Annotated in this window: 19 protein-coding genes and 2 pseudogenes; 8 read left to right on the top strand and 13 right to left on the bottom strand. The window is 72.4% G+C overall.

Going from position 1 to position 19,665, the window contains the following annotated elements; translation table 11 throughout:
- Positions 1-68 precede the first annotated feature (68 nt).
- Positions 69-572, top strand: coding sequence for a DoxX family protein (locus AB8O64_RS03605; RefSeq protein WP_370417816.1), 504 nt, complete (start codon positions 69-71; stop codon positions 570-572).
- A gap of 139 nt (positions 573-711) precedes the next feature.
- Here AB8O64_RS03605 and AB8O64_RS03600 read toward each other — a convergent pair whose 3' ends face one another.
- From AB8O64_RS03600 to AB8O64_RS03590, 3 genes and pseudogenes are all read right to left on the bottom strand, one after another.
- Positions 712-1,197 (bottom strand): PLAT/LH2 domain-containing protein, encoded by a 486-nt coding sequence (locus AB8O64_RS03600; RefSeq protein ID WP_370417815.1) that lies wholly within the window; start codon positions 1,195-1,197, stop codon positions 712-714.
- Positions 1,198-1,226: 29 nt separating this feature from the next.
- Positions 1,227-1,499 carry a hypothetical protein gene (locus AB8O64_RS03595; RefSeq protein WP_370417814.1) on the bottom strand — a complete coding sequence of 91 codons (273 nt, stop codon included), beginning with the start codon at positions 1,497-1,499 and terminating at the stop codon, positions 1,227-1,229.
- A 245-nt stretch (positions 1,500-1,744) separates the two neighbouring features.
- Positions 1,745-2,508, bottom strand: a pseudogene (locus AB8O64_RS03590) (PucR family transcriptional regulator); the annotation flags it as partial.
- A 20-nt stretch (positions 2,509-2,528) separates the two neighbouring features.
- Between AB8O64_RS03590 and AB8O64_RS03585 the strand changes: the two are divergent.
- A pseudogene (locus AB8O64_RS03585) lies at positions 2,529-2,891 on the top strand (hypothetical protein); the annotation flags it as partial.
- Here the strand turns inward: AB8O64_RS03585 and AB8O64_RS03580 are convergent.
- The gene (locus tag AB8O64_RS03580) at positions 2,852-3,685 is read right to left on the bottom strand and encodes a hypothetical protein (RefSeq protein WP_370417813.1); all 834 of its coding nucleotides are present in this window, start codon (positions 3,683-3,685) and stop codon (positions 2,852-2,854) included. The pseudogene AB8O64_RS03585 and the gene AB8O64_RS03580 overlap by 40 nt on opposite strands.
- A gap of 328 nt (positions 3,686-4,013) precedes the next feature.
- Between AB8O64_RS03580 and AB8O64_RS03575 the strand changes: the two genes are divergently transcribed.
- On the top strand, positions 4,014-4,511 hold the full coding sequence (locus tag AB8O64_RS03575) for a DUF1772 domain-containing protein (protein WP_370417812.1): 498 nt from the start codon (positions 4,014-4,016) through the stop codon (positions 4,509-4,511).
- A 152-nt stretch (positions 4,512-4,663) separates the two neighbouring features.
- Positions 4,664-4,936, top strand: coding sequence for a hypothetical protein (locus tag AB8O64_RS03570; protein WP_370417811.1), 273 nt, complete (start codon positions 4,664-4,666; stop codon positions 4,934-4,936).
- Positions 4,937-4,967: 31 nt separating this feature from the next.
- Here the strand turns inward: AB8O64_RS03570 and AB8O64_RS03565 are convergent, their stop codons facing one another.
- The 3 genes from AB8O64_RS03565 to AB8O64_RS03555 form a co-directional block, all read right to left on the bottom strand.
- Positions 4,968-6,089 carry a thioredoxin family protein gene (locus tag AB8O64_RS03565; RefSeq protein WP_370417810.1) on the bottom strand — a complete coding sequence of 374 codons (1,122 nt, stop codon included), beginning with the start codon at positions 6,087-6,089 and terminating at the stop codon, positions 4,968-4,970.
- 67 nt (positions 6,090-6,156) lie between these two features.
- On the bottom strand, positions 6,157-6,768 hold the full coding sequence (locus AB8O64_RS03560) for a TIGR03086 family metal-binding protein (protein ID WP_370417809.1): 612 nt from the start codon (positions 6,766-6,768) through the stop codon (positions 6,157-6,159).
- Between the two features lie 40 nt (positions 6,769-6,808).
- Complete coding sequence (locus AB8O64_RS03555) at positions 6,809-7,213, bottom strand: YidB family protein (RefSeq protein WP_356456393.1); 405 nt, start codon at positions 7,211-7,213, stop codon at positions 6,809-6,811.
- Between the two features lie 488 nt (positions 7,214-7,701).
- Here AB8O64_RS03555 and AB8O64_RS03550 point away from each other — a divergent pair, with 488 nt between their 5' ends.
- Positions 7,702-8,337 carry a hypothetical protein gene (locus tag AB8O64_RS03550; protein WP_370417808.1) on the top strand — a complete coding sequence of 212 codons (636 nt, stop codon included), beginning with the start codon at positions 7,702-7,704 and terminating at the stop codon, positions 8,335-8,337.
- Between the two features lie 44 nt (positions 8,338-8,381).
- Here AB8O64_RS03550 and AB8O64_RS03545 read toward each other — a convergent pair whose 3' ends face one another.
- From AB8O64_RS03545 to AB8O64_RS03520, 6 genes are all read right to left on the bottom strand, one after another.
- Positions 8,382-9,548 (bottom strand): glutamate--cysteine ligase, encoded by a 1,167-nt coding sequence (locus AB8O64_RS03545; RefSeq protein WP_370417807.1) that lies wholly within the window; start codon positions 9,546-9,548, stop codon positions 8,382-8,384.
- 361 nt (positions 9,549-9,909) lie between these two features.
- The gene (locus tag AB8O64_RS03540) at positions 9,910-11,331 is read right to left on the bottom strand and encodes an MATE family efflux transporter (RefSeq protein ID WP_370417806.1); all 1,422 of its coding nucleotides are present in this window, start codon (positions 11,329-11,331) and stop codon (positions 9,910-9,912) included.
- Complete coding sequence (locus AB8O64_RS03535) at positions 11,331-12,356, bottom strand: cysteine synthase family protein (protein ID WP_370417805.1); 1,026 nt, start codon at positions 12,354-12,356, stop codon at positions 11,331-11,333. Before AB8O64_RS03535 ends, AB8O64_RS03540 begins: the two co-directional genes overlap by 1 nt.
- Before the next feature lie 35 nt (positions 12,357-12,391).
- On the bottom strand, positions 12,392-13,780 hold the full coding sequence (locus tag AB8O64_RS03530) for a Y4yA family PLP-dependent enzyme (protein ID WP_370417804.1): 1,389 nt from the start codon (positions 13,778-13,780) through the stop codon (positions 12,392-12,394).
- Positions 13,777-14,820, bottom strand: a complete 1,044-nt coding sequence (locus tag AB8O64_RS03525; protein ID WP_370417803.1) for an ornithine cyclodeaminase family protein — start codon at positions 14,818-14,820, stop codon at positions 13,777-13,779. Before AB8O64_RS03525 ends, AB8O64_RS03530 begins: the two co-directional genes overlap by 4 nt.
- 44 nt (positions 14,821-14,864) lie before the next feature.
- Positions 14,865-15,857, bottom strand: a complete 993-nt coding sequence (locus AB8O64_RS03520; protein WP_370417802.1) for a TauD/TfdA family dioxygenase — start codon at positions 15,855-15,857, stop codon at positions 14,865-14,867.
- A gap of 368 nt (positions 15,858-16,225) precedes the next feature.
- Between AB8O64_RS03520 and AB8O64_RS03515 the strand changes: the two genes are divergently transcribed.
- The 3 genes from AB8O64_RS03515 to AB8O64_RS03505 are packed head-to-tail and all read left to right on the top strand — an operon-like array spanning position 16,226 to position 19,631.
- Positions 16,226-17,782: an ABC transporter substrate-binding protein gene (locus AB8O64_RS03515; protein ID WP_370417801.1), complete on the top strand. Its 1,557-nt coding sequence runs from the start codon at positions 16,226-16,228 to the stop codon at positions 17,780-17,782.
- A complete protein-coding gene (locus tag AB8O64_RS03510) occupies positions 17,779-18,789 on the top strand; it encodes an ABC transporter permease (RefSeq protein ID WP_370417800.1) in 1,011 nt (336 codons plus the stop codon). Before AB8O64_RS03515 ends, AB8O64_RS03510 begins: the two co-directional genes overlap by 4 nt.
- A complete protein-coding gene (locus AB8O64_RS03505; protein ID WP_370417799.1) occupies positions 18,786-19,631 on the top strand; it encodes an ABC transporter permease in 846 nt (281 codons plus the stop codon). Before AB8O64_RS03510 ends, AB8O64_RS03505 begins: the two co-directional genes overlap by 4 nt.
- Positions 19,632-19,665: the final 34 nt, after the last annotated feature.

The following is a 19,665-nucleotide window of genomic DNA, read 5'->3' as shown; positions in this document are numbered from 1 at the left end:
GCCTCGCGGCCGGGACACGACGGACGGCTTCGGGGCTACCGGACATCACTCGACCGAGGAGCCCGATCATGCCCCCGTCTCTGCCCACGTCCCGCACTGCCGCCGCGTCCTCCCCGGCGGGCACCCCCGCCCCGGCTCCGGCCGCCCGGCTCGGCGAGCGGCTCGACGCCGCCCGCCCCTATGTCCTGTCCCTCTTCCGCGTCGTGGTCGGCCTGCTCTTCCTCTGCCACGGTGCCGCGTCCCTCTTCGGCGTCCTCGGCGGTGCGGTCGGCGCGGACGGCGGCACGATCGAGGCGGGCACCTGGCCGGGCTGGTACGCCGCCGTCATCCAACTGGTCGGCGGCGCCCTGGTCCTGCTGGGCCTCGGCACCCGCACGGCGGCGCTGATCTGCTCGGGATCGATGGCGTACGCGTACTTCGATGTGCACCAGGGCACCGCGCTGTGGCCGTTGCAGAACGGCGGGGAGGCGTCGGCGATGTTCTGCTGGGCCTTCCTGCTGCTCGTCTTCACCGGCCCCGGCGCGCTCGCGGCGGACCGCGTCCTGGGCCGTGACGGCCGACGCGAGGTGTAGACCCGTACGGAGTCGCCGGCGCGGCCGCGGGCCCCTTGGGCTTGACGGCGGCGGGCCCGCTCGGCAGCTCACCGGCCACGGCACCGGTCTCCGCGACGAGGTCGGGGCGCTGGGCGTGGTGCTCGCCGCCGTCCGGCGGTCACACGTAGTTGAGCAGTTTCATCTCTGGAGAGTAGTGGTTGCACCGCATGACATTGTTCGAGTCGACCTGGCACCTGTTGTATTTGTCTTCGCCGGTGAACCAGGTGTAATTCCCCCGCATGTATGCCGCTTTGCTGTAGTTGTCCGGGCCCTTGATGATGATGGGCGTGGCAACGGCCCAGTCATCGGACCCTGCTTTCCATAGCTGGAAGTGTGTGGGGGTGCCGAATGTGCTGGGGACGGTGATCGTGTAGGTGCCCGTATCGTTTCGTTCGAAGTCGTTCCCGGAGTTGTCGAAATAGGTCCACTTGCCGTTCTGCTTGTTGAACAGCTTTCCCTTGACGGTGCTGTCCGTCCCGCCCAGGTAGACGTCTGCGGTCCTGATGGTGACCGTGTACTCGACGGTTTCCGCGTGGGCTGCGGGTGCCCCGGCGGTGAGGGCGAGGACGGTTGCCGATGCCAGGCAGGCAAGAGTGCGGAACATGCGATTCCCTCCGGGGGTGTGCACGGCGGTCAGCTGTCGGCGGAGGCCTCGGGGCCGTTGACGGCTCCGTTGGCGGTACCGGCGGAGCAGGTGACGATTTCAGTGACAGCGCTGACGGCGCCGTTGGCCTGGGCGACGGTGTCGTTGACGATGTTGCCGGTCGTCTGGACGGGCGCGGCCGTCTTGCAGGAGGCGGCGGCAGCGGTGCCGGCCGACATCCCGACAAGACTGACGGCGAGCAGACCGGCCGCGCCGGCGAGCACGCCGATCTTCTTGAACCCGTCCACCATCGTGTTGATCATTTGAGTCCGTCTCCTAGTCTGGGGAATGGCCGAGCCGTGTCGCGGAGGATCCGGTTGATGCAATGAGCCCGCCCCGGCGATCATCTCGGCATCAGGAATCCCCTCATCACCGGCGCCGTGAACGCCGGGGTGATTTCTCGTGGAAGCTCGGAAGGGCGTACCTGCTTCCACGTGCATGAGCCTTCACCCCAGCGCGCCGTTGATACGCGGGCCGAGCTGTGCGTCAGAAGTGCCGGGCCTGCCGGCTACAGCTCCTTGGCCGGCCAGTCCAGCAGCCGCGCGCCGATGACGGCGGTCTGCAAGGTGTACCGGTGCAGCGGATCCGAGGGATCCACGCCGGTCAGATCGTGGATGCGCGCCAGGCGGCAGGTGAACGCCCGGACGCTCAAGGACAGTCTGCGGGCCGCCTCGGCGGCCACGCAGCCGGAGTCGAAGAAGGCGGTGAGCGTCGCCAGCAGCGGTTCGGCGCCCCCGCGCGCCTGCCGCAGCGGGCCCAAGGCGGAGCGCACCAGGCCCGCCATGGCCTGCCGGTCGCGGGTCAGGACGGGGAAGACCAACAGATCGGCGGCGCGCAGCACAGGGGTGTCGAGGCCCATCTTGCCGGCCAGGTCGAGGGCGCTGAGCGCCTCCTCGTAGGACTGCACGACGCCACCCGGGCCCGGGTGCGGGCGCCCGACCGCCACCTGCCCGCCGTCGGTGACCTGGTGCGCCCGCTGGGAGAAGAAGCGCAGGACGTCGTCCTGGTCGCCGGGCGCGACGCAGATCAACCGCCCGTCCTTCGTGGTCAGCGGGGTGTGGCGCTCCCCGAAACGCCCCTGGAACGCGGTCGCCAGACGCCGCGTCACCGGGTGCGCGTCGTCGTAGGCCGGCCCACGGCGACGGCCACCGCGTGGGCGTGGGCGAGCCGCAGCCCGAAGCGCTCGGCCCGCTCGGAGAGCCGGCCCGGATCGCTGCGCCCGTGGAGCAGGTCGTCGATGAACTCGCGGTGCGCGGCCTCCTCCCGGCGCAGCCCTGGCGGACCTCGTCCGGGCCGCCGAACTCGCCGCCGTCATCGACGACCACTACGCCGGCGAGGCCCAGACCCTGACCAGCGACACCGAGGCGAACCTTCTCAAGCTCGCCGAACTGCGCGGCACGCTCACCCCCGAACAAGCCGCCCGCCGCGCCACCATCACCTCGGCCTACCTCCGCACCCAGGCCCTCGGCGGCCCCGACGACGACCCCCTCACCCGAGCCGTCGCCGCCCTTGGCCTGCTCGCCGACCGCGTCGCCGCCGTGGAGACCGCCATCACCCGGGCGAGCACCCCGGCCGCCGCGCCCGCCGCGATCGGCCCGTCACCGGACGGGAGCCGTCAGACGGGGGAGGGCCGCGACTCGTACAGCCGGGTGTGATAGCGGCCGTCGGCCTCCAGCCCGGCGGGGTCGTCGCCCGCGAGAAGGACCCGCTCCACGGCGGCACGCTGCTCCGCCACCGTGGTGAACAGCCGCTGCGGGTACGTCCGGGAGGCGTCCGTACGCGTCGTCAGACCACGGGCCGCCAGAGAGGCGGCGACCTGCTCGTAGGGGAAGATGCGCAGCACGAACGCGCTCACCCACACCGGACGCCGCGTCCACTCCAGCAGTGCCTCGAAGGTCCGGTGGGTGACATAGCCGACGCCCCCGGTGACCGTGATCAGCCCGGTGCGGGCGAGGGCCTGGCGCAGCGGGAGGCTGGGGGAGGCGCTCTCCAGGTCCTCCGCGTACGCCTCGTCGAGCAGGCCGACGGCCAGGGCGTAGCGGACGGCGTTGTCCGAGGCGTCGAGACCGATGGTGGGTGACGCGTCCGACCGGCGCCGGGAGGCGTAGAACTCCTTGTCGCGCCCGATGAGTTCGGTGGTGGTGAGGGACTCCGCCTCCGGGCCGGTGTAGTGGGCGTAGAGGTCGGCGAGCGAGACGTCGTGGTTGAGGAGGGCGGCGTTGATGCCGTAGGAGCAGCACACGTCGAGCACCGTGACCGGGCCCTCGTCGCCGTCCGTGTCGAGCGCGGCACGCTCGGCACGGGTACGGCGGAAGACCTCCTGGGCATGGTGGGGGATCTCGTATTCCAACGGGGCGAGCCGCCGGAAGTAGGCGCGGGGATCGGGCTCGTTGTAGATGTCGTGGAACCGTGCCTTGCCCGTCGTGTCGCTGCTCCGGCTTTCGGCCATGCGCGTACCTCCGGGGGATGGGGGGACAGTTCTCCTGCGCGTGCCTAACGGACCCGTGGCACGGGCCGATAGGCCGCAGGGCTGGAACCGGTCAGGACACATGGTCCGCGCATCGACGGCCGGACACTCCGAAGTGTCCGAAACATACCTCGTGTGGGGTACAGCGAAAGGGTTCCGCGGGCCGCACCGTGCTGCGCACACGAGCCGGACGGCGACAGCGGTGCGGCCCGCCGCCGGTGATCACACCCGTACGAGCCGCCGCGGGGCATACCTTGGCCGACAACCGCCGCGCCCCTTCGGGGCCGGCCGACCGGAACGGACATCACCCATGGGAACACTTCAAGCCGTCGCCCTGATGGCCGCCACGCTCACCGTCGGACTCGTGGCCGGGCTGTTCTTCGCCTTCGCCTGCGCCGTCATGCCGGGGCTGCGCCGGTCCGACGACCGGGCTTTCGTCGAGGTGATGCGGCGGATCAACGTCGCCATCCTCAACGGGTGGTTCCTCTTCTGCTTCCTCGGAGCGCTGGTGTTCACCGGCCTGGCCACAGCGCTGCACCTCCGCGCCGACGGGCGGGCGGCGCTGCCGTGGACCGTCGCCGGGCTCGTCCTCTACGCGGTCGTCCTGATCGTCACCGCGGCGGTGAACGTACCGCTCAACAACCGGCTGGAGGCGGCCGGAGCGGCCAAGGGCGGCGCCGACGCGGCGGCCGTCCGCGAGCGCTTCGAGGCCATGTGGGTCCGCTGGAACCTCGTCCGCGCGGTGGCCTCCACGGCGGCGTTCGGCACTCTCGCCTGGGCCCTGGTGCTGCACGGCCGGGCGGCCTGATCCGGGCGGCGCGCCCACGGACCGGACTTCCCCGGGCGGACGGGCGGTGGTAAACGGTGGGACGAGGCACCGCCCGGTGCGCCTACCGCCCGGTGTGGACCCGTGTGTCCCCTGCGAACCCGTGTGACCCCGCTGTCGCGAAGGAGCGCTCCATGCGCAAGGCCGTCGCACCACTCGCCACATTCCTGCTGACCTGCGCCGCCGTCCTCTCGGTCGGCGGCGGCGCCTCGGCGCACGACAGACCGACGCCGGCCGCCGCCCCATCGGACGGCGGCCGGGAGTGCGCGGACGTCTGCTTCACCGTTTGGCTGCCGGTCCGGTGTGTGTTCTCGAACGGCTATACAGCCCAGTTCAGCAATCGGTGCTTCGCCGAGATGCACGCCTGCCGGCATCATCTCGAGATCGTGAGCTGCCACCGGGTGTGAACCCCGCCGGTGGCGTCCCTGCCCGGTGTCCTTACGTGGGGACGTGGATCCCCGCGGCGGCGAGCCACTCGGTGATCCGCCGCGGCGGCCAGGCGCCGCTGAAGCGGAAGACCTCCGAGCCGTCCCGCATCAGGACGACAGTGGGAACGCTCAGGGCGTCGAACCGTTCCTGCGCCCACTCCGCCTCGTCGACATCGATCTTCACACCGGCCAGGTCGCCCCCGCACGCGTCGACGATGTCCTCGAGGACGGGCGTGAGCAGCCCGCAGGGACCGCACCACGGCGCGGTCAGATCGATCAGTACCGGCACGGGCCCGGCCAGCAGCTCGTCCAGGTCCGCCTCCCGGACGACGTCGCGGAGCACCCCGCCGCGCTCCTCGGCGACGGCCTCCAGTTCCTCGTCCATGTCCTCGTCCAGGACCGCGGCGTCGGCGGCGGCGCGGGCGAAGACGGCGGCGTTCTTCGGGGGCGCGGAAATGCCGTTGACCGCGAGCCCCGTGGACAGCAGGCGCTCCAGCACCGCGAGGTCCAGGTCGTGGCCGGGGCGTTCGGCCACGGACAGGTCGGTCAGCGGGGGAGCGAGCGTGAGCACGGCGTCGGCCAGCGCGTCGTCGACCGGGGTGTTCTCGACGGTGAGGGTGCCCAGATTGTGCCGGCCCGCGAGCTGCCGGAGGGAAGCGGGCTCGAAGGCGCCGCCGCCGCAGAGCACCAGGGAGTCCAAGGAGGCGAGGGTCTCGGACCCGGCCAGCGCGGCCAGCCCCGCGCCGGTGAACCGGGGGGAGTCCAGGACGAGGTCGCCCAGCGAGGACAGACCGCCGAGCGCCCGCACGCCCTCGTCGGTGAAGTCGCCCGCCACGACGAGGGTCCGCAGCCCGCTCAGCTTCCCGACCGACCGGAGCGTCTCGTCCGTCGCGCCGCCCAGGTCCACCACGACGAAGGTGTCGGGCGGCAGCTGGGCGAGGTCGGCCAGGCTGTGTCCGTCGGCGTCGGCCGCGTAGACGAGCTGGGCCTCGGCCGGGACCTCGACCGCGCCCCGGGGCGCGACCTCGACCGGGCCGCCCTCTCCGTCGGCCTCGGGCGCGGAGGGTTCGGTGTAGTAGACGACGGTGCCGGGCAGACCCTGCTCGGGAAAACGGACGACGCGTGTGCTCATGGGCCCCATGCTAAACAGCCGACCCACCCTTCCCGGAAGGGCGGGTTCCGTGGCGGCCGAGGGTGCGTCACGGTTCGGGCCGCCGCCACGCGGGATCGCGTCCGCTGAGCCCGATCACCCGGTCGAGGAGCGGGGCGTCGGCGGGAACGTCGACGACCGGGCCGAACGCGTCGCCACGGGAGTCCTGCTGGTCCGGCCCGGACATCGCGGAGACGAACGACAGACACGCCTCCAGCTCCCGCGCGTCGGCCTCGTACGGCCGCCCCATGGCGCGGGCGACGTCCCAGCCGTGCACGACCAGCTCATTGAGGGCGATCCGCCCGGCCAGGTCGGCGGGCAGGTTGAGACCCCCGGCACGGGTCGCGCCCGCCCAGGCGTCGGGCGCGCGCCAGGCGTCGGCGAGCGCGGCCAGCCGGGCGGGGATACGGGTGCGCCAGTCGTCGTCCAGCCGGGCGGCGTGCCCGGACGGCCCCTGGGACGTCGCACGGGCCCCGGCCTCGGTGGCGTCCTTGGTGGCGGCGGCGGTGAAGGCCAGCGACAACCCGTTCACATGCTCGATGAGGTCGCCGAGGGTGTACCTCTCGCAGGGGGTCGGTGCCGTCAGCAGGCTGTCGGGGACACCGTCCACGAGGTCCGCCATCCGCCGGGCCGCCGGCCCCAGGTCGCACATCACGGTCATCGTCGGCTCCTTCGGCGCTCGTGCACGCGGTGGCGGGTCCTCAAAGCCGCGCTTTGATCAGGTCCTCCAGCGAGCCCTGCGGCACCACGCCGTCGGGAGTGAGCTTGTCGACCGCTTCCGGCAGGGCCGCGGCCAGCTGGTCGGCGGCCTCCTCCGGGGCGATGCCCGCCTGCTGCGCGACCCGGTCCAGCGTTTGGTACGGCAGGGCCTGGGCGACCTCCGCGCCGGTGATCGGTTCGTTCGCGCCCGAACCCACCCAGGACTGTGTCTTGCCCTCGAGACCGCCGTCCCGGAGTTCGCTCAGCAGTGCGGCGAGCGGGTTTCCCCCGCCCTGCCCGCTGTCGCCGAGCGTGCCCAGGAGAGCGGCCAGCAGATTGCCCGTCCCGCTGCTCCGCCCGCCGCCGAGCAGCCCGCCCAGCAGAGTTCCCAGGTCGTCATCCGCCATGTCCCATGCCTTTCGCGGTAGCGGGCCGGGTGTCGGCGTGTGGAACGGCCGCCACCCGGCTCCTGTCTTCCGAGGCCTACCCGTGGCGGCGGGGTCCGGCCTGGTGACCGAGGCATGTTCACCCGTACGAACCCGCCGGGTCTCCCCCTTCGCTATTCGGCCGGCACGGGGACGGTCGAAGGGCTCCGGGAGCAGCGCCATGGGCCACGTGTCCTTCCTGGCGCGAAAGCGCCCCCGAGCCCCGTGGAATCGTCCCTCCCGGCGGGCGCGTTGCGCACTGTCGAAGTGAACCCGGGGACCCATGAGGGCAGTTGGCCCGACCATTCAGCTGCCGTCGGCGGTATCAACCCTTTTCGTCCGTGCCAAGTCGCCCTGTGTACCAGCTCCGTATGCCGCCGTGTAACAACTCCGTATAAGCCACCGCGCGACCCCCGCCGCACAGTATTACTGGTGCCTCACAGCGAGCGGTACGACCCGGAGGAAGCCCTATGGGTAGGCACAGGCAGCCCAACCGTGTGATGCGTGCGCATGCCACGGCGATCAAAGCGGCCACCATGATGGGCGTGGCGGGGGCGCTGGCCTTCACCTTCCAGACGACAGGCGGCAACACCGCCGCCGAAGCACGGTCCGAACCCCGTTTCGAGCCGATGCCCGACCCCGCCGACGACATGGCCGAGCCCACCGCGGCCACGCACCGGGACAAGAGCGGGAAGCCGGCCGAGGCGAAGCCCGCCGGGCCCTCGGACGTCACCTTCTCCGCGGAACCCAAGGTCCGGCACACGGTGCGACAGCCGACGGGGGCCGTGGCAGCGCCGCCGCGGGCGGCCGGGGCCCCTGCGGGCCCGTCCGTGACCGATGTGCCCTCCCTCCCGGCCGTCGCCACCGACGCCGCCGCGGATGCCGTCTCCGGGGTGGCATCCGGGGTGTCCGGGGCGGTCTCCGCACCCGAGCGGGCCGTGGCCCCGCCGCCGGCGCCCGCGCCCGGTGCGCCCACCACTCCCGCCGCGCCGGCGGCACGGCCGACGGGCGGTGAGTCCGCCCAGCGGCAGGCGCCGCTGGGCGGGGTGGTCGACGGGCTGCTCGGTGGCGTCACCGGCGTCACCGGCGGTCTGTTGGGCCGCTGAACGCGCGGCCGGGCACTCACGGGTGGGCGGGCGTCGCCCGGCCGTCAGCTCCGGTCGGCGGTCACGGTGAGCACGTCCACGACGTCGCGCAGGTCGCCACGTCGGCGGAACGCCTCCCGCTGCCGGTCGGCGCCGCCGCCCAGCACACGCCGGCGTTGCCACAGGTCCCGGACGAGGGGCAGATCGCCCGCCGCCTCCAGGGCGGGCGCGGCGCGGCGCAGCAGCCGGTCGACGGTTTCGGCGGCCGGGTGGTGCCCCCCGGTCGCCGGGTCGACGCCGCGCCCGGTCAGGCCGTCCCGGGCCGCCCGCCAGTGCGCCGCGCGCAGCAGGGCGTCGGGGACATCGGGGGCCGGGATGCCGCGCCGTACGTCGGCCAGCAGCACCGCCGCCAGTGCGCGCGCCAGGCCGGCCAGGAGGATCACGGTGTCCACGTCGGCGTTGACGTCGGCCACCCGGATCTCCACGGTGGGGCAGTGCTCGGAGGGGCGGGCGTACCAATAGACCATCCTGCGGTCCACCAGCAGGCCGGAGGTGACGAGGGAGTCCACGAGCGTGTCGTACGCCGTGGCGTCGGGGAACAGGGGGGCGGGACCGGCGCCCGGCCATTGGGCCCAGCGCATGGTCCGCCAACTGGCGTATCCGCTGTCCCGGCCCGCGTGGAAGGGCGAGTTGGCGGCGAGTGCCTGGAGCGCGGGCAGCCAGGGCCGGAGGTGGTTGGCGAGCTGTACGGCCTGTTCCCGGCCCGCGACCCCGACATGGATGTGGCAGCCGCAGACGCCGGTGCCCTGGTCCCCGCTGACCAGCGGACCGTATTCGGTGGCCATCCGCAGATAGCGGGCGTGGTCGGTGACCTCGGTCGGGCCCCTGGAGGGAACGATCACGGTGCCGGACGCCACCGCCCGGCAGCCGTACTCGGCGGCGGCCGCCGCGACGCCCGCGCGCAGCCGGTATAACTCCTTGTACAGACCGTCGAGCGTGGTGACGGGGTGGGTGCGTGTCTCGACCATGGTCGGGAAGATCTCGGCGCCGATCTGGTCGCCGAGGACGCCCTGGGCGCCCTTGATGACCACCGGCGCGCAGTTGACCGCGGCTCGCGAGTGGCTGTCGACGAGGACGAACTCCTCCTCGACACCCAGGGTGGGTATGTCGTCGGACGTCAAAAGCGGCGGATCACTCGAAGAGCCGATGTGCCGTATCGTCCCATCGCCCATCGCGCCAACTCCTCCTGCTGGTAGGTGTGATGATGGACTTGCCGGGCCGGACCGTTTCGCTTTTCCCGAGGGCGCCGTACCGTTCGCCCGGCTTCCCGGCGGCGGTCCACGCGCGTCGCCCTCGGCCGGCGGAGGAACGGAATCGTCGAGCTGTTCGCCCCTGCGGGCGAGGAGTCCAACCCGCCGAACGTCATCAGCACTCCCTCGGCGCCAGGGGGGAAACCCATGGTGATGGGCGCCGGTCAAGCCGTCAATATGGGTCGGACCCGGTCAGGACGGGGACGGAACCGGTGCCAAACAGACAAAGCCCCGATCCGGGCGGCCGGGGCCGCGCCGGGATCGGGGCCGGTGCCGAGCAGCTCTAAGCTGCGGTGACGGTCTCCTGGGCGAGCGTGCGGGCGCGCAGCCCGATGCCGTAGCGGCGCAGCAGCAGGACCGCCGTCGTGGCGAGGCCGACGAGCAGACCGAGCCAGATACCGAGGGTGTCCAGTCCCGCCGCGTACCCCAGCAGCCAGGCGGCGGGCAGGCCGACGAGCCAGTAGCCGATGAGGGTGATGCGGAAGCCGCTCTTGGTGTCGTCGAGGCCACGCAGCAGACCGACGCCGATGTTCTGGGCGCAGTCGAAGAACTGGAGGAAGGCGATGACGAAGAGCAGTTGGGTGGCGATGGCGACGGCGTTGTCGTCGCCCGCGGCGTCGGCGTCGAGGAACGGCCGCAGCACCAGGTCGGGCAGCGTGGCGTAGACGACGGCGACCACGGCCATGACCGCGGCGGCACAGGCCAGGGCGGTGTTCTTGATGCGCCGCGCGGCGTCGGGGCGGCCGAGGGCGAGCTCGCGGCTGACGTTGATGGACGCGGCGTGGGAGAGCCCGACGGCGACCTGGAAGACGATGTAGACGAGCTGGTTCACCGCGGTGTGGGCGGCGAGGGCGGCACTGCCGAAGGAACCGGCCATCAGGGCGGTGACCGAGAAGAAACCGGCCTCCGATCCGTAGGTCGCGGCAATCGGTACGCCCAGCCGGACGAGTTCGCGCACGGTCGCGCGGTCGGCTGCCAGGATGTTGAGGCTGAGCAGCGGGGCGAGCACGGTGTCCCTCTTCGCCGAGAGGTACAGGGCGAGGAAGGAGAGGAGGTAGACGGTCGAGGTGGCCACGCCGATGCCGGGCAGGCCCAGTTCGGGCAGCCCCCAGGTGCCGTGGATCAGCAGCCAGTTGAGGCCCGCGTTGACGGCGACCGAGGCGATGGTGATCTGCAGCAGCGCCTGCGGTCGGCGCATGCCGACGGTGAACTGCCGGATCGCCTGGAACCACAGACACGGCAGCAGCCCCGGGGCCAGCGCCAGCAGCATCGTCTGCGCGCGGTCGGCGACCGCGGCGTCCTGGCCGAGCCAGGTCAGGGCCTGCCCGATGAGGATCATGAGGACGGCCCCGGCCAGTCCGGCGAGCGTGGCCACCGCCAGGCTCGCGCGGACGATCCCGACGACCTCCGCGTCCGCCGCCGCCGGGTCGGCGCCGTCGGCGTCGGCCCGCTCGGCCCGGGCCGCGGCGGCCGCGATCCGGTTGCCCACCGAGGTGACCAGGCCCACGCCCATGGTGCGCAGCTGGTTGAAGATGACGATGGCCAGCCCGCCGGCCGCCAGGGCCTGGGTGCCGAGCAGTCCCATCATCACCGTGTCGGTGGTGGTCAGCGCGACCTGGGCGAGTTGGGTGAGGACGAGGGGGACCGCGAGGGTGGCCAGCGCACGGCTGTCGCGGAGGAGGGTGAGCGGCTGCATGGACGGCATCAGTTCCTGCGGAGCTTGGTCAGCGTTTCGTCGATCTCGCGCTCCACGGCGGGGTCGATCAGATTCCGGGCGTTCATCCAGTCGTCGTTGAAGACGGTGTCCATGTACTTCTCGCCACCGTCGTTGACCAGCGCGACCATGGTGCTGCCCGGCGGCAGCGACGGCAAGCGGGTCAGCGCCTCGTGCACGACGCCGCCCGCGGAGCCGCCGATGAGCAGGCCGGTGCGGGCTACGGCGCGGGCGGTCGCGAACGCCTCGACGTCCCCGACCTTCACGCCCTCGTCGATCAGGTCGAAGTCGACCAGCGCACCGATCTCGGCGCCTTCGGGGGTGCCGGTGCCGGACTGGTAGTAGTCGTGGGCTGGGCCGCCGAAGGCGATGGAGCCCTTGGGCTCCACGCCGATCGTCCGCACATCGGGCACGAGCTTGCGCAGCTCACGGGTGGTGCCGCACAGGGCGCCGCCGGTGCCGACCGCGCCGATGAGGACGTCGATGCGCCCGTCGAGGGCCTGGTGGAGCTCGTGGGCCACGGGGAAGTAGCCGACGCCGTTGCTGGGGTTGTTGTGCTGCTCGGTGAAGATGGTGTTGTCCTGGCCCCGCGCCATCTCCTCCGCGAGCTCCTCGCGGGCGGCGGTGGCGAGCTCCTCGGTGCCGTCGTCGACCACGTAGACGAGTTCGGTGCCCAGTGCCTTCATCCCGCGCAGCTTGTCCACGCAGGCGTGGTGGTCGACGACGGCGGTGAAGGTGTAGCCGCGCTCGGCGGCGATGACGGCCAGTCCCAGGCCGGTGTTGCCGGAGGTGGACTCGATGATGCGCCCGCCGGGGCGCAGCTCGCCGCGGGCCTCGGCGTCGAGCACCATCTGACGGGCCATGCGGATCTTGGCGGTGCCGGTCGGGTTGTACATCTCCAGTTTGAGGAGCAGCCGGCTGCCGTTCTCGGTGCGGCACAGCTCGAACAGCGGGGTGTATCCGATGAGGTCGGATATGCGGGAGACCACGGCGGGGCGCGTCAGAGCCTCGTTCATGGGGGGAGCTCCTGTGGCAGGCGGGGCGGGGGAGATCAGCAGGCGGGGCGGCGGTCCAGGCGCCAGCGCGGTCGCCCGCCGGTGTCGTCGAGGACGACCTTGGGCGGCAGCGGCAGATCGTGGAACGGTGACTCGTTGGAGTCCATCTGGTACCCGGCGGTGTTGGGGTAGACCAGCAGGTCACCGACCGAAGGACGGGCGGGGAAGGGGATCTTGCGCCAGGTGAGCAGATCCGACTCCAGACAGCTCGCACCCCCCACGGACGCGGGGAAGGCGGCGGTGCCGGCCGGGCCGGGCAGCGCCCGCCCGTCCGGGGTCACCAGCACCGGGTCCGGAAGGTACTCGCTGTTGAACCACTGCTCGGACAGGCTGAGGCTCGTCCCGTCGACGGTGAGGATCCCGTACCCGGCGCGGTCCTTGACGCCCTGGACGCGGAAGACGGAGGCGCCGGCCCGGTCCAGCAGCGCCCGTCCGGGCTCCATCAGCAGGAGGGTGCCGCTCGCGCGGAGTCTGCCCGCCAGGCTGTCCCGGCCGCCCTCGGGGACGGCGGCCAGGACGGCCCGCAGGGCGTCCGCCCCGGCGACCGGCGAGTGGTACGGGTAGAAGTCGGGGGCCGAGAAGGCCTTGCGCGCGTGGTAGTGCTCGGGCCGCTGCGCTGCCAGGAAGGCGTGCCAGTCGTCGGCCGCGGCGTAGTCGACGGCGAATCCGCCGCCGATGCTGATCCGGTCGGCCTGGAGCCCCATGACACGGGCCTTGAGGCAGAGGTCGACGAGCTGCCCGGCGAGGTCGGCGCGCGGCTGGGTGGCATAGCCGGACAGATGGAAGCTGAACCCCTCCATCCGGACGGCGTCGCCCGCCCGTACGCACCTCTCCAGCGCCTCGGTGAGCTCGGCCTCGTCCAGGCCGAAGCGGCTGTGGGGCTGTGCCGGGGGGAGCCGGCGCAACAGCAGCCGGGCGGGGCGGACCGCGCCGGCGCGCGCCAGCGCGATGAGCCGGTCCAGCTCGTCGAGGGAGTCGACGGCGGTCAGGGCGCCCTGGAGGACGACGATCCGCAGCAGTTCCTCGTGCTTGGCCGGACCGGTCACCACGACGTTCTCGCCGCGCACTCCGTGGCCGAGGACCTCGCGGAGTTCGCCGAGGCTCGCGACGTCCACTCCGGCGCCGGTGGCCGCGCAGCGTTCGATCCAGGCGGCGGCCTTGTTGGCCTTCTTCGCGTAGTACACGCGCCCGTCGACCCCGGCCTCGTCCAGCGCCGCCCGGAACGCGGTGAGGTTGTCGTCGAAGCGGTGGGGGAGCAGGAAGTGGAAGGGGCCGCCGAAGGCGTGGGCCAGCTCGTGCAGCAGACCGCTGTCGAGGATCGCGTCCGTCTGGAGGTCGGGGTGCGCGGGCAGCGTCGGCAGCGCGGGCACGGGGCGTACGGTCACCGCCACAGCGGCACCCGCGTTCCCAGGCCCAGCTCGATGGCGAGCTGCGCGAAGCGGTGGCCGAGGGCGATGTCGGTGACGACCAGGCCGCTGTTGTAGGCGAAGATCCGCTGTTCCGGTGCGGTGCGGCCGGGCGCGACGCCCGCGAGGACCGGGGGGAACTCGGTGTCCACGGCGGGGAAGTTGCCGTCGGCGTCCGCCATGTCGGTGCCCGTGACCTTCATCTGGGCCTCGCTGGTGGCCACGACGCGGTCGGCGCGGAGCAGGGTCGAGGGGGCCAGCCCGTGGCCCACGAGGATCGACAGCGCGCCGGGCTTCAGATCGTCGGCCTCGACGGCCGCGGGCGTGTGGGCGCCCGCCGTGGCCACGATGACGTCGGCGTCCGCCGCGGCGGCCCGCGCGTCGGTGACGACCTCGACGTCCCGGTCGGGGAAGTGGGCGCGCAGCTGTGCCCGTACCGCCTCGATTCCCTCCGGGTGGGTGCCGAAGAGCATCAACCGGTCCAGGTCGGGCAGCGTGGTGAGCAGGAACGGCAGAGCCAGCCGCCCTTGCGTGCCGGTGCCGATCACCAGCGCGCTGCGCGCCCCGGGGGTGGCGCACTCGCGGGCCAGCAGTGCGGAGACGGCCGGGGTGCGCAGCGAGCCGATGCGGCCGCAGTCCATCATCGCCACGGGCAGGCCGGTGAGGTCGTCGTAGAGCGTGAGGGCGGTGTAGTAGTGCTGCTCCCCGCGGCCCTTGTCCAGGCCGTGCTTGTACGAGGTCTTGATGGCCACGACGTCGCGGGAGCCGTCGCGGCCGAGCATCGCGTACGACACGGAGTGGCCGTCGGAGGGCTTGACGGTGAGCTTGCGGGGGTTGTCGGACCGGCCGGCGGCCAGGGTGCGGTAGGCGCCCTCGACGGTGTCGACGACATCGGTGAGGCTGATGTCGATGCCCGCGAGGTCGCTGGTGGACAGCAGGCGCAGGGTCGTGTCGTCGGTGGGGGTGCCGGCCGCGTCGGATATGCAGGGGTCGCCGGTGGCGGCGGTGGTGTCGGTCATCTCTCGCTCCTCGTCTGCTGGTCGTCGGGAAGGGGGGAACGGGGTCAGGCGGCGTGGGCCTCGACGGCGGCCTGGCCGTAGCCGTGTTCGGCGGCCTCGGCCGCAGGGCGGGTGTCGCGGCCGGGGACCCGTACGGAAGCGCGCTTGAGCCAGCGGTCGGTGCCGTCGTAGCGGGCCGTGAAGGGGACCCGGCCGTGTACGACGAGGTCGTTGTCGACGACGAGCACCTCGCCGGGGGACAGGCTCACCGCGACCGAGACGCGGGCGAGTTCGGCCTCCAGGCGCCCGTAGGCGGCTCGGTACTCGGGCGTGGCCCGCTCCAGCGGGGTGTACGCGGGGTCGAAGCGCAGGGTAAGGCCGTCCGCGGAGCGCCACAAGGTGGGGACGTCGGGCGGGAGCCCCTCGAAGCCGCGCGCCTCGGTGTAGGCGTCGTCGGGGAGGATCGGCAGCGTGGGGCGGGTGAGCGAGGCGAGGTCGGCGTCGTCCAGCCGTACCTTGCGGATGCTCGCGGCGGTGGTGGCGATGTGGTCGTGGTTGCGCATGCAACCGAGCATCAACAGATGGGCGCGGCCGGGGTGGAAGGCGTCCTCGGTGTGCGGGCTGAGGAGGACGTCGCTGCTGGCACCGGTCTGCTCCTGCTCGTGGCCGGGGGCGGGGACGATGTTGTGGACGAACCGTCCGTTCTGCTGTCCCTGCCAGGCGATGGGGACGCCCATGACCGTGGCGAGCAGCAGCATCACGATGTCGTGGACGGCTCCGCTGTCCCCGGCGGTGGCCCACCCCGCGGGCGTCGGGCCGATGTCCGCGTCGTCGACGCTCAGGCCGCGCAGGACGAACAGGCCGTCGTCGGTGTCGACGGGCCGCAGCTCGTGCCGGATCGGCTCGCTCAGGTCGGCGGCCGATTCGGCGACGCGGGCGAGGAGTTCGGGGGAGGTGGCGGAGGTGCCGAATTCGGTGAGGATCTTCGCGGCGGCCCCGTGCAGTTCGGCGGCCGAGGCAGCGTCGAGCAGGCGGACGGGTGCGGCTCCCGTGCTCATGGCGAATTCATCCGTTTCGTGAGGTGGGGGCTTCGTCGGGTGGGGCGGAGGTTCCGATTCCGGGCACGGTGCGGGAGGTGCCGTGTGCAGGGCGGAGTGCGCTCGACGCCCTGGGAGGGGGGTACGGCACGTGGCGGAAACGCGGCAGTCGGCGTCAGCGGTCGCCGAGGAAACTACCATCGAAATTAGGTAAGGCAAACCTTACCGAACAGTAGTCCACTTCGCCCGATTTTCTTCAATTCGTGGGCGTGAAGCGGAGGTTGAGACCGATTCGTCTTTCGTTTCATTGCTCACGCACAGTTGCGATCAGGGCTCGTTTTAGGGTAGCCAAACCTAAGTAAGTACAACTGCAGCGGAACGAGGACCACGTGAATTGGACAAGGCGCCAGGCGCTGTGGGCCGGCGGGGGCGTGGGCGCTGCCGCGCTGCTCGCCGCCTGCGGGGGCGGCAAGGACGACACGGCCTCCTCATCGGCGGACTCCGCCGGTGGTACACCCCGCAAAGGCGGCACGCTCCGCATAGGCGCGCTCGGCCGCGCCTCCGCAACCACCCGTGACCCGCACGGAGTCCAGGGCAACGAGAGCGACTACCTGATCATCGCCCTGGTCCATGACACCCTCACCGCACCGGGCCTCAAGGACAACACCGTCGGCCGCCTCGCCTCCGGCTGGAAGTCCTCCGACGACCTCAAGACCTGGCGCTTCACGATCGCCAAGGGCGCGACGTTCCACGACGGTTCGCCGGTCACCGCCGACGACGTGGTGTGGTCGCTGCGCAGACTCCGCAACACCCCCGCGGGCGCGGGCCGGCTGCCGGGCATCAAGGCGGAGAACATCACCGCCGACGGCAAGGACACCGTCGTCCTCGTCTCCGACGACGCCAACGCCGATCTGCCCCTGCTCACCCGCCTGTCGACGTTCGTCCTCAAGAAGGACACCCCCGACAAGGAGATCGCCAAGGCCCCCGGCACCGGCCCCTTCAAGCTCGACTGGTTCCGCGGCGGCAACGCCCGGCTGCTGCGCAACGACAAGTGGCACGGCGGACCGGTGCACCTCGACGCCATCGAGGTGACCATGTTCGAAAGCCCCCAGGCCATGGCCAACGCGCTGCTGGGCGGCCAGATCGACCTCGCCTCCAACGTGGGCGCCGTCGCGGCCCGAACCGCCGCCTCGCGCAAGGACATCCAGGTCACCCGCCGCCCCAACGACATGGCGATGCCCATCGTCATGCGGACCGCCGAGGGCCCCTTCGCCGACCCCAAGGTCCGCGAGGCCATGAAGCTCGTCGTCGACCGCGAGGCCATGGTCAAGCAGGTCCTCTCCGGCTACGGCACCGTGGCCAACGACATCCTCGGCACCGGCGACCCCGCCTACGCCAAGGACATCCCCCAGCGCCGGCGCGACCTCGACAAGGCCAAGAAGCTCCTGGAAGAAGCCGACTTCGACTTCTCCAAGACCTACGAGCTCGTCACCACCGAGGACATCTCGGGGCTCGCCGAGTCCGCGACCCTGTTCGCCACCCAGGCCCGCGAGGCCGGCATCAAGATCAAGGTCGTCAAGCAGGAGTCCGGCGCCTTCTACGAGAAGACCTGGCTCAAGGGCGACTTCTACACCAACTACTGGGGCACCAACGACTCCGTCGTCTTCTTCGCCTCGAAGACGATGGTGACCGGCGCCGGACAGAACGAAGCCGGCTGGTCGGACAAGACCTTCGACGAGACCTACCGCAAGGTCATCGGCACCGCCGACAAGAAGGCCCGCGCCACGTCCCTGCGCGAGCTCCAGAAGATCGTGCACGAGAAGTCCGGTTATCTGCTGTGGGGCATGGCCGACGGCATCGACCTGGCTTCCCCCAAGGTCCGCAACCTTCCCAAGCTGCCCGGCTACGGCCGGGTCCAGCTCGAGAACGTCTGGCTGGCGCGTTGAGCGAGCCGGAGATAGCACGGGCCGGGGCCGCCACCGACGAGGTGGCGGCCCCGGCCCCGCGCCGTGCCGCGTCGCTGGCCGCCCGTATCGGTGTCGTGCTCGCCAAGCGGGCCGTGCTGCTGTGCGTCCTGCTCGCCGTCGTCTTCGCCGCGATCGAACTGCTCCCCGGTGACGCCGCGTCCGCCGCCGCCGATCGGGGCGAGAGCGCCGAGGACACGGCGGCCCGCCGTCATCTGCTCGGCCTGGACCGGCCGTTGTGGGAGCGGTTCGGTGACTGGATGACGGCGCTGCCCACCGGCGACCTGGGCACCTCCGCCAGCGGGGAGCGTGTCACCGACCTGCTGTCCGCGCCCCTGCCCAATACCCTCCTCCTCGGCGTCGCCGCCTTCGCCCTGACCCTCGTCTCGGCCCTCGCCCTCGGCTGCTGGGCAGCGGCCCGGCCCGGCGGCCCGGTCGACCGTGTCATCGGCCTCGCCTCCACCGTCACCCTGGCGTTGCCCGAATTCGTCGTCTCCGTCGGCCTGTTGCTGCTCCTGTCGCTGTGGACCGGCTGGCTGCCCGCCGCCACCATGACCACCGCGGACGGCTCACCCGCCTCCTGGACCATGCTGATCATGCCGGTCCTGGCCCTCACCGTCCCCCAGGCCGGCTGGAACGCCCGCATCGTCCGCGGCGCCCTGGCCGACCAGGCCACGGCCCCGCACGTGATCGCCGCCCACCTCGACGGACTGCCGGCCCGCCGCGTGCTGCTCCGCCACGCCCTGCCCGGCGCCTGGCCCGCCATCGCCACCGGTCTCGCCACCTCCACCGGCATGCTGCTGGGCGGCGCGGTCGTCGTCGAGACCCTCTTCAACTACCCCGGGCTCGGCACCGTCCTCGCCGGATCCGTCGCCGACCGCGACACCCCCGTCATCGCCGGGGTCGTCGCCTGCACGGGAGCCGTCATCAGCCTCGTCCTGCTGGGCGCGGACCTCGTCCGCGCCCGCACCCTGGGAGCCCGCCCATGAGCGCCGACGCCCTCGCCACGCCCCGGCCCCGCCGCCCTGGGGCGCGCGTCCTGGTGCGGGTGGCGCCCGGCCTCCTGCTGACCCTGCTCGCCCTCGCCGGGCCGCTGCTCGCGCCGCACCCCCTCGACCGGCCCGTCACCGCCCCCTACGCCGGACCCGGCGGCCAGGCCGCCCTCGGCGGCGACCAGCTCGGCCGTGACGTGCTGAGCCGGATGCTGTACGGCGGCAGCGAACTCATCGGCAGCGCGCTCGTCGTGGCCCTCCTCGTCACCGCCGTCGCCACCGTGCTGGGCTGCTTCGCCGTCCTGCGGCCCACCCTCGGCAGGCTCCTCGAGCGCGGCGCCGACCTCGCCATGCTGCTGCCACCGGTGCTGGGCATGATGCTCCTCGCGCTGGCCTGGCCCGGTGGCGGACGCCTCGCCGTGATCGTCGCCGCCGTCGCCCTGGGCGTCCCCTACGCGGTGCGCATCGTCGCGAGCGCCGCCGCCCCCGTCGCCGCCTGCGGCTTCATCGAGGCGGCCACCGCGAGCGGGGAACGGCTGTGGTACCTGGCCCTGCGGGAGATCCTGCCCAATCTGCGCGCCACCGTCCTCGCCCTGTTCGGGCTGCGCTTCGTGGCCGCCGTCTACGTCATCGCCATGGCCGGCTTCCTCCAACTGGGGCCCCAGCCGCCCGAAGCCGACTGGGCCCTGATGATCCGTGAGAACGCCGCCGGCGCCCTGCTCAACCCCTGGGTCGTCCTCGCGCCCGGCGCCGCCATCGGCCTGCTGGCCGTCAGCGTCAATCTCGCCGCCGACGCCCTCGCCCCCACCGCCGGCCGCACGGCGGTGGGCGCCCGATGACCCCGGCCGACCCCACGCCCCGTACCGCAAAGGA

The sequence above is a fragment of the Streptomyces sp. QH1-20 genome (genome assembly GCF_041283565.1).
GTDB lineage: Bacteria > Actinomycetota > Actinomycetes > Streptomycetales > Streptomycetaceae > Streptomyces > Streptomyces syringius.
The sequence above is the reverse complement of the archived record's forward strand: the minus strand, read 5'-3'. Positions and strand labels throughout refer to the sequence as shown.

Excerpts from the sequence above, each read along its gene's own strand:
- AB8O64_RS03540 (WP_370417806.1), bottom strand. The coding sequence starts at position 11,331 with ATGCCGTCCATGCAGCCGCTCACCCTCCTCCGCGACAGCCGTGCGCTG.
- AB8O64_RS03505 (WP_370417799.1), top strand. The coding sequence starts at position 18,786 with ATGAGCGCCGACGCCCTCGCCACGCCCCGGCCCCGCCGCCCTGGGGCG.
- AB8O64_RS03565 (WP_370417810.1), bottom strand. The coding sequence starts at position 6,089 with ATGAGCACACGCGTCGTCCGTTTTCCCGAGCAGGGTCTGCCCGGCACC.
- AB8O64_RS03525 (WP_370417803.1), bottom strand. The coding sequence starts at position 14,820 with ATGACCGACACCACCGCCGCCACCGGCGACCCCTGCATATCCGACGCG.
- AB8O64_RS03600 (WP_370417815.1), bottom strand. The coding sequence starts at position 1,197 with ATGTTCCGCACTCTTGCCTGCCTGGCATCGGCAACCGTCCTCGCCCTC.
- AB8O64_RS03575 (WP_370417812.1), top strand. The coding sequence starts at position 4,014 with ATGGGAACACTTCAAGCCGTCGCCCTGATGGCCGCCACGCTCACCGTC.
- AB8O64_RS03570 (WP_370417811.1), top strand. The coding sequence starts at position 4,664 with ATGCGCAAGGCCGTCGCACCACTCGCCACATTCCTGCTGACCTGCGCC.
- AB8O64_RS03555 (WP_356456393.1), bottom strand. The coding sequence starts at position 7,213 with ATGGCGGATGACGACCTGGGAACTCTGCTGGGCGGGCTGCTCGGCGGC.
- AB8O64_RS03545 (WP_370417807.1), bottom strand. The coding sequence starts at position 9,548 with ATGGGCGATGGGACGATACGGCACATCGGCTCTTCGAGTGATCCGCCG.
- AB8O64_RS03535 (WP_370417805.1), bottom strand. The coding sequence starts at position 12,356 with ATGAACGAGGCTCTGACGCGCCCCGCCGTGGTCTCCCGCATATCCGAC.
- AB8O64_RS03520 (WP_370417802.1), bottom strand. The coding sequence starts at position 15,857 with ATGAGCACGGGAGCCGCACCCGTCCGCCTGCTCGACGCTGCCTCGGCC.
- AB8O64_RS03560 (WP_370417809.1), bottom strand. The coding sequence starts at position 6,768 with ATGACCGTGATGTGCGACCTGGGGCCGGCGGCCCGGCGGATGGCGGAC.
- AB8O64_RS03595 (WP_370417814.1), bottom strand. The coding sequence starts at position 1,499 with ATGATCAACACGATGGTGGACGGGTTCAAGAAGATCGGCGTGCTCGCC.
- AB8O64_RS03550 (WP_370417808.1), top strand. The coding sequence starts at position 7,702 with ATGGGTAGGCACAGGCAGCCCAACCGTGTGATGCGTGCGCATGCCACG.
- AB8O64_RS03605 (WP_370417816.1), top strand. The coding sequence starts at position 69 with ATGCCCCCGTCTCTGCCCACGTCCCGCACTGCCGCCGCGTCCTCCCCG.
- AB8O64_RS03580 (WP_370417813.1), bottom strand. The coding sequence starts at position 3,685 with ATGGCCGAAAGCCGGAGCAGCGACACGACGGGCAAGGCACGGTTCCAC.